At 58.8% G+C, this 13,040-nt stretch carries 17 protein-coding genes; 8 read left to right on the top strand and 9 right to left on the bottom strand.

Translation table 11 applies throughout. The annotated features are described in order from the left end of the window. The 6 genes from MF270_RS27710 to MF270_RS28315 all read left to right on the top strand — a co-directional run. Positions 1-346, top strand: a 346-nt coding sequence (locus tag MF270_RS27710; RefSeq protein ID WP_238368809.1) for a hypothetical protein, incomplete at its 5' end; no start/stop codon positions are given. A gap of 172 nt (positions 347-518) precedes the next feature. Continuing rightward, complete coding sequence (locus MF270_RS27705; protein ID WP_238368806.1) at positions 519-710, top strand: hypothetical protein; 192 nt, start codon at positions 519-521, stop codon at positions 708-710. 10 nt (positions 711-720) lie between these two features. Beyond that, entirely contained in the window at positions 721-1,047 is a 327-nt protein-coding gene (locus MF270_RS27700; protein WP_238368808.1) for a hypothetical protein, read from the top strand. 221 nt (positions 1,048-1,268) lie between these two features. Then, entirely contained in the window at positions 1,269-1,601 is a 333-nt protein-coding gene (locus MF270_RS27695) for a hypothetical protein (protein ID WP_238368807.1), read from the top strand. 172 nt (positions 1,602-1,773) lie between these two features. Continuing rightward, complete coding sequence (locus MF270_RS27690) at positions 1,774-1,965, top strand: hypothetical protein (protein ID WP_238368806.1); 192 nt, start codon at positions 1,774-1,776, stop codon at positions 1,963-1,965. Positions 1,966-1,974: 9 nt separating this feature from the next. Continuing rightward, a complete protein-coding gene (locus tag MF270_RS28315) occupies positions 1,975-2,100 on the top strand; it encodes a hypothetical protein (protein WP_272490906.1) in 126 nt (41 codons plus the stop codon). 23 nt (positions 2,101-2,123) lie between these two features. Here the strand turns inward: MF270_RS28315 and MF270_RS27685 are convergent, their stop codons facing one another. The 7 genes from MF270_RS27685 to MF270_RS27655 form a co-directional block, all read right to left on the bottom strand. Then, positions 2,124-2,501 carry a hypothetical protein gene (locus MF270_RS27685; protein ID WP_238368805.1) on the bottom strand — a complete coding sequence of 126 codons (378 nt, stop codon included), beginning with the start codon at positions 2,499-2,501 and terminating at the stop codon, positions 2,124-2,126. A 35-nt stretch (positions 2,502-2,536) separates the two neighbouring features. After that, on the bottom strand, positions 2,537-2,881 hold the full coding sequence (locus MF270_RS27680; protein ID WP_238368804.1) for a hypothetical protein: 345 nt from the start codon (positions 2,879-2,881) through the stop codon (positions 2,537-2,539). 196 nt (positions 2,882-3,077) lie between these two features. Further along, positions 3,078-3,800 (bottom strand): Gabija anti-defense Gad2 family protein, encoded by a 723-nt coding sequence (locus tag MF270_RS27675; protein ID WP_238368803.1) that lies wholly within the window; start codon positions 3,798-3,800, stop codon positions 3,078-3,080. Beyond that, on the bottom strand, positions 3,797-4,072 hold the full coding sequence (locus MF270_RS27670; RefSeq protein ID WP_238368802.1) for a DUF2312 domain-containing protein: 276 nt from the start codon (positions 4,070-4,072) through the stop codon (positions 3,797-3,799). The genes MF270_RS27675 and MF270_RS27670 overlap by 4 nt, the downstream gene beginning before the upstream one ends. Then, on the bottom strand, positions 4,069-5,037 hold the full coding sequence (locus MF270_RS27665) for a phosphoadenosine phosphosulfate reductase domain-containing protein (protein WP_238368801.1): 969 nt from the start codon (positions 5,035-5,037) through the stop codon (positions 4,069-4,071). Before MF270_RS27665 ends, MF270_RS27670 begins: the two co-directional genes overlap by 4 nt. Beyond that, complete coding sequence (locus MF270_RS27660) at positions 5,034-5,237, bottom strand: hypothetical protein (RefSeq protein WP_238368800.1); 204 nt, start codon at positions 5,235-5,237, stop codon at positions 5,034-5,036. Before MF270_RS27660 ends, MF270_RS27665 begins: the two co-directional genes overlap by 4 nt. Beyond that, the gene (locus MF270_RS27655) at positions 5,234-5,425 is read right to left on the bottom strand and encodes a hypothetical protein (protein WP_238368799.1); all 192 of its coding nucleotides are present in this window, start codon (positions 5,423-5,425) and stop codon (positions 5,234-5,236) included. The genes MF270_RS27660 and MF270_RS27655 overlap by 4 nt, the downstream gene beginning before the upstream one ends. A 476-nt stretch (positions 5,426-5,901) precedes the next feature. On the opposite strand from MF270_RS27655, the gene MF270_RS27650 reads away from it, so the two are divergent. Then, positions 5,902-7,215, top strand: a complete 1,314-nt coding sequence (locus MF270_RS27650) for a site-specific integrase (protein ID WP_238368798.1) — start codon at positions 5,902-5,904, stop codon at positions 7,213-7,215. Between the two features lie 179 nt (positions 7,216-7,394). On the opposite strand, the gene MF270_RS27645 is transcribed toward MF270_RS27650, so the two are convergent. Both MF270_RS27645 and MF270_RS27640 read right to left on the bottom strand, forming a co-directional pair. Beyond that, positions 7,395-8,825 (bottom strand): hypothetical protein, encoded by a 1,431-nt coding sequence (locus tag MF270_RS27645; RefSeq protein ID WP_238368797.1) that lies wholly within the window; start codon positions 8,823-8,825, stop codon positions 7,395-7,397. Between the two features lie 565 nt (positions 8,826-9,390). Further along, positions 9,391-9,549 (bottom strand): hypothetical protein, encoded by a 159-nt coding sequence (locus tag MF270_RS27640; protein WP_238368796.1) that lies wholly within the window; start codon positions 9,547-9,549, stop codon positions 9,391-9,393. Positions 9,550-10,133: 584 nt separating this feature from the next. Between MF270_RS27640 and MF270_RS27635 the strand changes: the two genes are divergently transcribed. Further along, positions 10,134-12,242 carry a hypothetical protein gene (locus MF270_RS27635; protein WP_238368795.1) on the top strand — a complete coding sequence of 703 codons (2,109 nt, stop codon included), beginning with the start codon at positions 10,134-10,136 and terminating at the stop codon, positions 12,240-12,242. The last annotated feature ends 798 nt before the right edge of the window (positions 12,243-13,040 follow it).

The following is a 13,040-nucleotide window of genomic DNA, read 5'->3' as shown; positions in this document are numbered from 1 at the left end:
GGAGTCGCACGCGATGACCTGTCTCTGCATCAGCTACAATCAGCCCCAGCCATGGCAGACCGATCAAGGCCGCGCCATGGTCCCACCGGATTGGGCGATGATGGGGGTGGCTGACAATGCTCGGCCTGTCATCAATGTGGATGCATGTATCGCTGATGCGGTTCAGGCGCTTTGGGATGCCGGTGTCTGGACCACCGGATCATGCTGTGGGCACGGCGACCCGGCCAGTCGAACTGTGATCGTGGATCGAGGCGACAGGCGCAAAGCTCGCGATGTGCTGGATCGCGTCGACAAGACCATCCGCATCGGTGCGTGGGAGATGATTTTGGACGGCGAGTCCAGATAGGAGCGAAGGCATGTTTGGCAGAAAAGTTAAATTCATTCGTCGCCTCACCCGACCGCAGTGCCCCTTCCGGCGCTTTGCATGGGTGCGTGGCGGCTTCGAGTTCTGGTCGTATCGCGGTGGACCCGCGCTGTATGTGTGGGTTCCTTCCGGTCAATCTAAATAGGAGGATGCAATGAGCACAAACGCAGACGCACGCCCCACAAAGCCCGCCGCAGATGAGGCTATTGTCCGCCTTTACGGGCAGCTAGTGGATATGGCCCCCGGCGAGGATGATGACGTGCCCGAAGACGCGCGGTTGATGATGACGGTGGCAGATGTGCGCGCGATCATCCGCGACCGCAACAATCTGGAGCAGTCCAAGTAGGAGGCGAGGCATGGCGGATGTGATTGGGTTTCATGGCGTGCCAGCTCCGCGCCGCTCGCTGGCTAGAATGTTGCGCGAATTGGCGGACATCATCGAGGCTGACCAAGCGGAGACAGAGCCGCACGGCATCCTGCTTTGCCTGATGGGTGCCGCTCAATACGAGGTGATCGGGATCGGCGATATGGAGGGATACTCTGGCGCGCGGCATGCGATGCATGCTGTGACGTCTGCGCGGTTCGATACGGTTGGCGGGAATATCCGCATGCGAGACCATCAAATCTATCAGCCGCGCGGCGCGGCGGAAGTCACTCCGCTACACGTTCGTGGCAAATCCTGAAAGGTAGTGAGGCATGGCGTGGGTAGAGGGGCCGGACGTTCCCGAAAGTATGGAGGGAAAGCAGGCGTGGAAATACGTCAAGGGGCCAGATTGGCGCGTCACGATGGACGTCGTTCCGCGTGGTTTTTCACGCGACCCGCGCCATTGCGGCGGGGTATTCTTCTGGCTGGTCGAGCCGCCCGCGCCGCCTAGCGCGGAATCCACATAAGGAGTCGCACGCGATGACCTGTCTCTGCATCAGCTACAATCAGCCCCAGCCATGGCAGACCGATCAAGGCCGCGCCATGGTCCCACCGGATTGGGCGATGATGGGGGTGGCTGACAATGCTCGGCCTGTCATCAATGTGGATGCATGTATCGCTGATGCGGTTCAGGCGCTTTGGGATGCCGGTGTCTGGACCACCGGATCATGCTGTGGGCACGGCGACCCGGCCAGTCGAACTGTGATCGTGGATCGAGGCGACAGGCGCAAAGCTCGCGATGTGCTGGATCGCGTCGACAAGACCATCCGCATCGGTGCGTGGGAGATGATTTTGGACGGCGAGTCCAGATAGGAGCGAAGGCATGTTTGGCAGAAAAGTTAAATTCATTCGTCGCCTCACCCGACCGCAGTGCCCCTTCCGGCGCTTTGCATGGGTGCGTGGCGGCTTCGAGTTCTGGTCGTATCGCGGTGGACCCGCGCTGTATGTGTGGGTTCCTTCCGGTCAATCTAAATAGGAGGATGCAATGAGCACAAACGCAGACGCACGCCCCACAAAGCCCGCCGCAGATGAGGCTATTGTCCGCCTTTACGGGCAGCTAGTGGATATGGCCCCCGGCGAGGATGATGACGTGCCCGAAGACGCGCGGTTGATGATGACGGTGGCAGATGTGCGCGCGATCATCCGCGACCGCAACAATCTGGAGCAGTCCAAGTAGGAGGATGACATGGAGCTAATCGCCTGGCTGTTGCTCAACCCAATCGGCGCCATAGCTTGGGCCGGTGGGTGCTTGGTTGTGCTGGTGCTCATCCTTATGATTGTCGATGTGGTCGCCTTCTGGCTGTCCAACTAAGGAGTAATCGATTACGTCGCTCATTACCCGGCGAGCTTCACGACAGATAGAAGCAGCACTGTGCCCCAGAACCCCGAGAAAAGCCCAATTATGAATCGCGCACATCCCAAAGCACTTTCGTGATCTTCGAAGCGCAATTCTTCGCCCATTCCCCAGAAGTCATACGAAGAGCCGCGTTTGTGCAATTGAGGCAGCGCATCGTCTGCCTCGTCCTTCCACACCGCTCGCGGCTGGTGCAGGCCGCCGCGCCAGACCCAGCCGCGTTCCCTGGTCCCCCGGTAGCTCCGATTGCGCGCGCGAGCAAACCGCGCCCCGGTCCAGAGGTCGATGAACTCGCAGTCCTCAAGGCGGCCCGGCGGCTCGACGCGCCGATCCCAGACTTGCGTTGATAGCTCTCCCATCATGATCTCCTAATCATGCGATCGATTCTCGGCGCCTAGTCGAGAATGCGGTCGTAAAATTCATCAGAAGGCGGGAAGGTGATCCATTCCAGATCATCCTGCTCCGTCAATTCCTCGGCGGTGTTTTCGCCGCGGCTTTCCCCGATTGGCAGAATTGTGAACCCATCATCGTCTGCCTCTTCGTCGTATGGCCGGCTATCTGGCGTGTCGACATTTGCCGCGTCATGCCAAAGCCCACCAGGCATCCTCGGCTCCGCATATTCGTAGTCATACGGGTTGCCCATTTCATCGACGGCCCAGAAAAGATCGAGGAGCGTTTCGGCCCAGAAGATGCCCTGCATCTTCTTCGTTCCAGCCACGCGCACATAGTATGGGGTCATCGGGAAGTCTCCGTTCGGCTAGACGCCAGCATTGCATCGCCCCACGCAGCGAATGCTTCATCGGCCTGGGCTTGGTGCACGGCCTCGGCTTCCTCTTCGGCGCGGCGGCGGGCATCGGAGGCGATGTCGCGGAAAAGCGCGGGATCCGTGCCATGGATAGCGGCCCGCTGCCGGGCCAGGGCGGCTCTTAGAGGGCTCATTCGTCCAGCCCTTCAATCGGCGTTTCGTGGTCGTCGTGGACATCAAGCCCATCAATCGCGAGGTTCGGGTCAACCTCGCGGAGCAGGCCGCGCAAAACCTGTTCGCGAGGCACAGGTGAGCCCTGCTCGTATGCGGACACGAGTCGTTCGGTCACAGCAGCTAGCGTATTGACCGGCAGGTGGTAGCCACGCTGCACGTACTTGATGGCTCGCAGGAGCGAGCCCCCTGCCTCCTCCTCCCTCACAGGCCGTGTGTAGACGAGGACGCGCGCGGCAAGGTGCTGGTAGAAATCGCGGTGGCACACCGACACGAACTTGCCGTCGCGAACGCCGATGGCCGCCTGGCAGACGGTATAGTCGAAGGACGCGACACAGCTTTGGATGTCGCCGAACGTCCAGCGATGAATAAACTGGATCGGCGTTCGGCCAAGGCTGATAACAGTCGTCGCGTTCTTCGTTCTATGAAGGCGCGTGTTCTCACGATCACGTTTCAGCGTGTTGGCGGCATCGCTCAGCACCGCCACAGACGGGCCAAACATGTCGATGTCGTTCACTTTCTCCCCCGCTATCACGGCGCGGACGAAACCACCGGCGACGAACACGCCGGGCTTGGCTTGCATGATCTTGCGGATGTCGGACGGAATCCGCCGAACCACTCTGGAAAGATCAGCCTGGCTAAGGGCGGATACGGCTTCTGAGGTCATTGTCCCGTCGCTCATGCCTGCATCCCCAGCGCTTCCTTGTACATCTCCAGCACCGCCTCTTCCTCGGCGATGTCGTCGGGCTCGCGCTTGCGAAGGGCGATGACCTTGCGCATGACGGCGGTGTCGTAGCCGCGCCCCTTGGCCTCGGCCATCACCTCCTTCTGCTGATCGGCGATGTCCTTCTTCTCCTGTTCCAGGCGCTCCCAGCGCTCGATGAACTGGCGCAGCTCATCCGCGGTGACGCGGTAGGTGTCGGGCTTGTCGGTGGCAGGTGTGGTTTCGGTCATGTGCATTCTCCATCGCTGGCTTGGCAAAGAAGGTTCTCGTCTGAGAGGCTGATGTCGGGCTGGCGCTCGATGAACTGGCGCAGCTCGCGCCGGCTGTAGCGCTTGGACCATGTGCCTGCCGATTGTGGTTGAGCGACGATCATGTCGATGACGCTGGATCGGATCGGGCGACCATAAGCCTGGCGCATCTTCGCGCTGAGCTCTGGGTCGCGGGCCAGAATGGCGCGCAGTCTCTCATGGCGCCCCATGGTTGGCCAGCGCGCGGCCATTTCTTCCTCGTGGCGCTCCCACCAGTCGTGGCGCTCTGGATAATCTCGCGCCAAAGCAGTCAGGTTGGCTTCCGATTTCAGGAAGCATCCATCGCAGTTCCCAAGCCAGCAGTTGCCGTTCACGTTGGGCAATTGAAGGTCAAAGGGCTGCCGCCGCCAGAACTCGGCGACATGGCGTTTTGTAACCCCGGCATTGGCGAGCGGTTGCCAAACAGTCCAACGATCACCGAGCTTCACGCCTTCTGGCTTCAATCGCTGCTTTTCGTCTGCGCGAAGCCCAACGCAATTGGTCCAATAGTCCCAGGACAGCGAATTGCGAAGGTATCGCTTGGCCGTGCGGACCTTTAATTCGGTCGTACAGAACCTGGCAGCCTGGTTCGGAAGGAATTTGCGTCGCTCGATCAGCGCATCAAACGGCTCGCCGTTTCGGCTTGCACTGTTGTGGCTGACCATCTCGTAGAATGGAGCGAGGGGCCGATACTCGAGCCAAACGATCCGAACGCCCCAGCGATGTCCGACCTCCTGAACAAAATCGAGCGTTTCGGGCATCTCCCGGCCCGTGTTCTGAAACGTGACAACCGCGCGCTCGGGAAGGGCGCCGTTCGCCATCAGCAACTGGTGCAGCATGAACGCGCTGGTGCGGCCACCGGAGAATGCGATCTGGATGTTGCCGGGAGGCAGAGCGTAGGCGCTCATGCGTCCTTCTCCCGTCGCTTGATCTCGCGGCGCATCCAGCCGGCGAGGTTGGTGATGTGAATTGCGCCCAGCTTGCTTTCGCCGCCCTCGGCGCGCAGGGCGGCCACGCGCGGGCCATGCTTCTGGGCCTTCGCGTTGACCTCCTCGATGGAGGTGCAGGCTTCGAACTCGGCCTTGATGGCGTCGATTTCGGGGGTCATCCGATCAGCCCCGTGGCCAGCAGCATGATCGCCGCCCAGATGAGGCAGCGGTGGCCGACCTGCTTGAGCCGGTCGCCCTGCGCGGCGAAGCCGGCGCCAAAGGAGGCGAGCATATATTTGACGCCCACGAAGAGGAGAGCGGCGGCAGAGAGATAGGCAGCGGCGGTCAGGAATGAGGCCCAGATCATTTGGTGGCCCCGGGTAACATTTCCGGTTTGTTCACGGGGTTTTCGGCGCCATTGGGTAACGCGCAGCCGTTGTTTTTCAGGGGCTTACCTACGGATTGCAAATCCGTGTACACCGGTTCGATTCCGGTACTCGCCTCCATTTTTTTCTAAATCAATGGGTTGCCGGCTTTGCGGTCGGGTGTGACACAAAGTGGGACACACACCCAATGATGCTGTCATCCTACCTAAGCCGCTCAAGGCACGGCGTTTATTACTTCCGCTGGCCTATCGCCTCGTCTTTAGAGGGAATAAGGGCCACAGTCCGAATATCCCTACGCACTCGGTGCCCAGATCGTGCTGGTGATCTCGCCCGCTATCTTGCATCGTGCGGCCGATTGCTAAGGGAACACAGGGCTTTGACACGGCTGAGGCAAGACGAAATCCGCGCACTTGTGCATCGGCACTTCCGCTCTTCACTGGACAAGTACCTGGAGAGGATGAACGACACAGGCTTTACCGAACACTCCTACGACTTGATGCGGCAGGAGGTGGCGGTCCACGGGAACGCGGTCGATGGTGACGACTTACTGTCTGACACCTACCTCGGCATGGATCGTTTCATTGAGGCTTCTGGCTTGCCAAAGGCGCAATGGGACGAAAACCTACCCTCGCTGCGTCGGGAGTGGCGCAAGGGCCGTCAAGACATGCTCAGACGCGTTCTGGAGGCCGCTGACCGCCTTGAGCACTATTCCTTCGATGATGCACACCCAGCCGCTGCTACACCTCCTGCGCCCACCCTGCCCGCGTCATCGCCATTGGGCGCGGCAGTGGATGATTTCATTGCGGAGCATTCCCGCCAATGGAACAAGAAGACGGTCGGTCAGAACCGCGCCTACCTCAACATCCTCATCGAGTACTTCGGACCCGAACGTCTGCTAGGCACGATCACGAAGCAGGACGCGAGCGAGGTGAAGAAGGTGCTGCAAGCCCTGCCAGCGAGCCGGAACACGAAGCCCAAATTGAAGAGCATGCCGCTGATGCAGGCCATCAAGGAACCCGGCCACAACAAGATTTCTCCAAAGACGATCAACAGCCACATCCAGATGTTCAAGATGTTCTTCGACTGGGCGGAGCGGCACGGGCATTCGCCGCACTCCCTCTTTGAAGGCATGAAGGTCAGCAGGGCAAAGAACAGCCCGACCGAACGCAAGCCCTTCACGCCAGTACAGACGCGCCAGATATTCACTGAGTTGACGGACAACCCGTCCGGACTGGTGCGCAAGGACAGCCACAAGTGGGGTATGCTCTTGGGCCTGTTCACCGGAGCGCGACTGAACGAGATATGCCAACTCGCCATCGCGGACGTTCAGCAGGCCGGTGACATCTGGTTTCTGAACATCACAGACGAAGGCGACGACACGAAGAGCGTAAAGTCATCGGCAGGCCGGCGTAGGGTGCCGTTGCACCCCGAGTTGATCCAACTGGGCTTGCTCGACTTCGTGGCGAGCCGAAGCGCAGGCAAGCGCCTGTTCCCGGACTACAGCTACAGCTCCAATGGTGGCTACGGCCGCAACCTCGGGCGCTGGTGCAATGAGAGTTTCCTTCCCAAGCTGGGCATCAAGCAGCCGGGGCTGGTCTTCCATAGCCTGCGCCACACGGTCGTGACGAGGCTTAGCCAAGCGGACGTTTCAGAACCCGTGATCCAGTGCATCGTCGGACACGCGCGCTCCGGCGTGACGCAAGAGGTCTACAACCGCGAAGGCTATACGCTGAGCCAACTCAGCGAGGCCATCAGGAGATTTCAAGTCTGAACGACCCCGGCGCTCCTTAACGTTACTATTAATGAGGGAGCGCCTGTGGGCGTGACCGTAAGTGAGCATTATCAGTTCACAACCCCCTCTATGGATTCAGGAGGGGAGGTATATCTGCAATATTTTTCAGGTACTGGGGTGGACCAGAAGGAGCAGGCCGGCGCGCGCTAGCGCCACGACTACTGCAACGAGGGCAGGGCCTTTCTGACGCCGCTATGACGCTCCCAGAACGCATCTAGCCGTGCCGCGTATCCCTGCGGTTTATCATCTAGGTCCATGGCGTGTAGGTGCGGCAAGTCTACGGCGTCCACGGCTTCACCGACACCTGCATCCGCAGCCACCTTCACCTTCGCACCGAACCGTTCCTCGAATGTCCTGCGCATGAAGTCGTTCAACTCGTCTTGCAAACCGTGGTGCACGATGAAGCTGTCATGCACCGGCAGGCAGGCGTATCCCATGGTGGCGAACTTGAGCATGACCGCTTCCGCTAAGTCGCTGTCCTTGCGCTGCAATCTCAGACCCACGCCGGACCCGAAGTACGTTTCGAACTCGGGGAAACTGTCGATGATGAACCTCTTGAAGTCGCCCCAGGTACGCCCGGTGATCTCCGATGAGTACTCGTCTATCTCGCGAATGCTGCCAACAGAATCTGCGTTCAGCAAGGCGTTGAAGGTCCGCTTGACCAGCCCTCGCTCTGCCTTGTCACCGTGGCGCGTTAGGCATCGCGCATATGGATCATCCGGGATAGGCTGCCCTTCCTTGGCGTAAAGCATCGCCGCGTGAAGGCCGGAATAGTCGACCTCCACAGTGCGCTTGCCGTCGATCAGGATGTACGGTCTCAGCCTGCTGGGGCAACTAATCCACCAAGCACCGTAGAAGCGCCCGCCTTGCTCCCAGTCCTCATTATTGAACACGCGGTGGACTGTGCGTGCTGCGAAGTCGAAGGACTGGCTCGCTTCGTCATCGCGCGTGCCTTCCATCGCTTTCAGTTCGTGGGCCAGCCGCTCATCACTCAATGCCAGGTCTGCCCAGTGACCTTCCAGCATGTCGTTGATGGTATGAAGTCGTTCGCGGGCTTCGTTGGCAAATGCGCTATCGGCATACTCCACCAAGTGCTTGTTACTGTCCTTGAGACGAATGCCCTCAGGCGATCTCGACCTTCTCAGGTCTACGGGAGATGCGCCGACATCCGACAACTCAGAGACCAAGCGGCCCGACAGCATGTATGCCGCCACCCGGCCGTCCTGCCCTGCCGGATCGTGCCAATGCGGAGTGCTTATTTCGACGAACCCGCCTTCTTGCAGTGCCACCATCGCATCTCGGAACGTCCGGGCAGACACGAACGCAGCACCGTAACGCGACCTACTCAGCTGCTGCAATTCGGTCGTGCCGGTCGCAATGCCCACTTCCAGAGATGGGTCACTATCGTGCGCCCGGAACAAGTCGAGCACGATAGCCCGGACGGAAGCCTCAAAGCGCCATTGCGCATCATGTCGCCGTTGGCGCACTCGGGAGCCCAATGCGCTCAAGTCCACACACAGGCCATCCAAGTAGGCCATTAGCGTAGGGTTGTCCGTCGTCCAGTTTGGGTCGAAGGGGCGCGACTTCATGCGGTGTCTTCCATCCTCTTCGTCGCTCTGGGACGGTCGGGCCAACTGCACGGGCCTAGTCTACTTGGGTGCTATCGGCCTCACGCCGTCTACCTGTGCAATCGAAACCTTACCAGATGCTTCTTAACGGCCTCTCTCGCCCGTCACCGAAAGAGTGCTCTTTGAACGTCCGCTGCCATGCTTCTCCTGAACCGGCCCCGACGGGTCCTGCTGTCGGCGCGCACCTCTACGCCCCGTGACCTGCCATATCGTATCTTCCGCCGGTCGGCGCAGGTGCTCAGTGGCTGCTACAGGCCCGCAGAGGCGCTATGAGGCGGGCCGGAGACGACGGGAAGGCAGATCGCGGCCGGGGATTCATGGAGCGCAAAACGTGGGACCACTACGGGCTTTGGGAACTTCGCTCGCATCGCTGGCCCATCGGCCGGGCAGAGCATCGGAGTCCGCGTGCCGCTACGCCATACCTGCAACCTGCAACCTCTGTGGACGCGGGACCTTCTGATGGACGGCAGAGTGCGAGCCTCACCCGCATCGGCGCGCGGGTATCTGTCTGCTTTGGCGCGGCAGGTCAGGCGGTATAGCGGCCGTCGTCGAGGACTGTGGCCTGCCCGAACGCGCCTAGCCTGTCGAGCAACGGGCGCACGATGTTGACACAGGCGTTCTGGAACTGCTTTGCGATCTCTTTAGGCGGGGGGCTCGTGGTCTCCCCGGCCAGTTCCAAAGCCATTGCAGACGTTACACTTGATGCAACCTCATGCGCGACGCCAGCAAGGGCGGCTTCCGGCCATTCTCTGTACGTGCGAGCTCAACCTTGCCAGATCATCGAAACGGACACTCCGCGAGGGTCGCGCCGCGGAACCCCGGGTGACCTACAAGGAGTGCGGAAGAGCTGACATTCGCCGTGAATGCATCATCAGTAAGACTACCTGGGAAAGCTGCCGTTCAAAAGTCGTCCGCTGCAATGGAAGTCGGAATGCAGTTAACTTCTCAATCGATCTTCGCTTGAAGGGCGACGCGCCGCGACAGGCCTGCTTAAGCAGCCCATAGGCATCTCAAAATGCTGGAAGGCTTCGCTTACCTGCGACACGTCTGTGTCGTTGTCAGTACTAGCCTATGGGATTGTGGCAACAAGGTCGTTTGTCCGCGAGCAGAATAGGCAAAGTACCGCCAAAGAATACTGACCCCACAATGCGTTCAGCTTGGGGCGGTTCTTCACGGGGCTGAGCAGGCCCAAGCACGCGAAAATTGACTTGGAGCGAGCACGCTAGGATAAGTGCGAAAAACAAATCGTTAGATGATTAAGGACAGACAGTGACGCTCGATATCCGCGGTAGCCTGAAGAACACGCGCATCAGTAAGAATCCATTGGTGGTCGTGGACGAGCTGCTGGCGAACTCGATCGACGCATTCCTGATCCGAAAGACGGATGAGACCGACGCGGTCGCTCTAGAAGTGACGCTCCAGGTGAAAGCAACGAAAGCGGACTTGCTGGGTGGGGAGTATGACCTCGAGATTACCTGCGCGGACAACGGCTGCGGCCTAGGGCCAGAGCAACGCAAGGCCTTCCTGACTAAGGACACCTCCTACAAGGACGACCTCAATATCCCTGGCATCGGTAAATGTAAGGGGGCCGGTCGCGTCCAGTTTTTCCACCACTTCACGGCGATCTCACTATCGTCCATTTACAGAGATGGAGACGGGTTCAGGCACATCTCTCTCCCTTTTTTTCGCGACAGAAAGACCATCGAAGAGACCGATTTCACGATGGAAGCGCGGGATACGGGCGAAGTCGGGACCCTAATACACCTTTCGCACGTGGTACCGAAACTGCGCGAGACCAATCTGTCCGTCGCCAGCGTACACCGGACCTTCACTGCCGAGGCGATCCGACAACACGTTCTCTTCAACCTGCTGCAGAGGTTTGTTAGCCTGAAAGATGACCTCGGCGACTTCCAGATCAAGTTCGTCAGCGACCTTGGGGGCACCAAGTCCGAAAGGACTTTGACGCCCGCAGACATCCCCAAGCCCACGTCCGTTACGCCGATCACAGTCGAACACGTCGAAGGTGAGGACAAGATATCGACCGACTTCACCATAACGCACTACAAGCTGGACGAGGCGCAGTACCCGTTGCCTCGGAACATCATAGGATTGTGTGCGAAGGCGTCGATCGCTGAACTCATCACCGGTCGTTACCTCAAGACCAAGACGTTCGAAAACAACGCGATTGACGGTCACTACCACATCGTCTTGATCGAGGGGGCCCTGTTGGATGATGGTGTGAACGAGCAACGCGATGGGTTCGATAAGATACCACTCGACGACGGCTCAGGCGACCTATTCGGAGCGATGCAAGTCACCTTCGAGGACATATTCTCGGTTCTCGATGACAAGGTGCAGGATCTGATCACGCCACCTGATTGGTCCAGGGACACTATTGTGAAAGACGTGGCGAAGGACTTCGGCGTGTCCGAGGAGATGCTCTCGTACTCGAATACGCGCGTGAAGTTCGGGGACAGCCCGAACGAGGTTGCGAAGCGTGTTTTGACGAACCTGCAGGAGCAGGTGATCAACGAGACGTCCAGCCTCTCGGCGATGAAGGAGGCGATTAAGGGGCTCGCCCCAGACAGCGATGACTTCCGGCGCAAGATCGACGACCTTTCGTGGGAATTCGCCTCCTCGCTCAAGACAATAGACATGGCCAACCTATCGCAACTGGTCGTTCGTAGGTCAGCACTGATCGACGTTCTGGACCTGGCAGTGAAGGAGGGCCTCAATGTCCAGAGCGAACTACCCGACGGGAAGCGCCGCAAAAACGAGGCTCTGATCCACAGCATCTTTTTCCCAATGCGGAAAGACAGCGAGGAGGTCTCGGACCACGACGTCTGGTTGCTCAGCGAGGAGTACCACTACTACGACTACATCGCGTCTGACATGCCGCTGAACCAGATCAAATGGGACAGCGGACAGAACCTCTTCGAAGCCGACATCGATGAGGCCGTGGGCGAGTTGCTAACCCGGATCGGCGACGAGAACGGAGGCTGCCGGCCGGACATAGCGCTATTCCATGAGGAAGGCTCCGTCGTAATCGTTGAGTTCAAGGCGCCCGGCGTTAGTCTCGACGAGCACGACAACGACCTGATGGAATACGCCACACTTTTGGCCGCGAAGTCCAATGGAAGGCTGAAGAAGTTCTACGGATACCTGATAGGCGATACCATCAATGCAATCCGCCTGCGCGGCTACAATCGTTTGCCCGGCCAGCACGGCTTCTTTAGCACTGACGACGTGAAGGAGCCTGAGAGCCAGGCCACACTGGGACAGCTGTACTCGGAGCTCCTTTTCTACGGAGACGTTGTAGATCGAGCTCGCAAACGTATCGGAGTATATAGGGACCGCCTGAAGCTGCCGCCGCTTTAATCATAAGTGCCAAGTCCAAATCAAAAAGAAATTGCGCAGGCGCCTGTGCTAATTCATACTAAAACTATGTCAGTCCAACACTTGATAGGGCATTCAGGATAACAGCTTATGTTTGTGGCGAGCATGGAATGCCAGCCTCACACCAAGCAAGACGTCAGAAGTACAGCAAGAGCAAAATCTGCGAGATTTTACACGGGAAGAGGTTGTAGACTGTGGCATCTCCATCATTTCAGCTAAAGTCTGCGCAGTTCCTTTTGGGGGAGGGTGGCACACAGGTTTTTGATTTCCTCGGAGCCAACGCGCAGGCTGACAGGTCGCACATTACACTGATCACGGGAGCTAACGGCACTAGTAAGAGCAGAATTCTGGCAAGCATTGTGGATCGTTTCTGCGAACTTCACGATGAGATGTCTGAGAAGAAAGTCTCTAAACGGTACGGCGCGTCCGGAACTCATGGGCTGATATGTGATAGAATATATAGTCGAGGAGATCAAATTTCAGGCGCTCGCAATGCTTTAGACGGAACGCATCTACCGACAAAAATCCTTGTACTGTCCAATCTTGTCATGGACCGCTTTAGATTCGTCCCAAACGATCCCGACGAAGATGATTTTTACCAGTATCTCGGAGTGAGGCAGGCAACAAACCTAATGACAACGGGCTCAATGCAACGTTCAGTCGCTGAGGCTGTCATGCGCCTCTATAAAGATAGAGCTAGGGTCAGGACTCATAGCCAGTAGATGACGATTGCGGCGAGGGCGATGGCTGAGAGGAAGACCTTCGGGCATCTGTCGTATC

The sequence above is a fragment of the Mesobacterium pallidum genome (genome assembly GCF_019966535.1).
GTDB classification, from domain to species: Bacteria; Pseudomonadota; Alphaproteobacteria; order Rhodobacterales; family Rhodobacteraceae; genus Mesobacterium; species Mesobacterium pallidum.
Note: the sequence above shows the minus strand (reverse complement) of the source record. Positions and strands in the feature narration are given on the sequence as shown.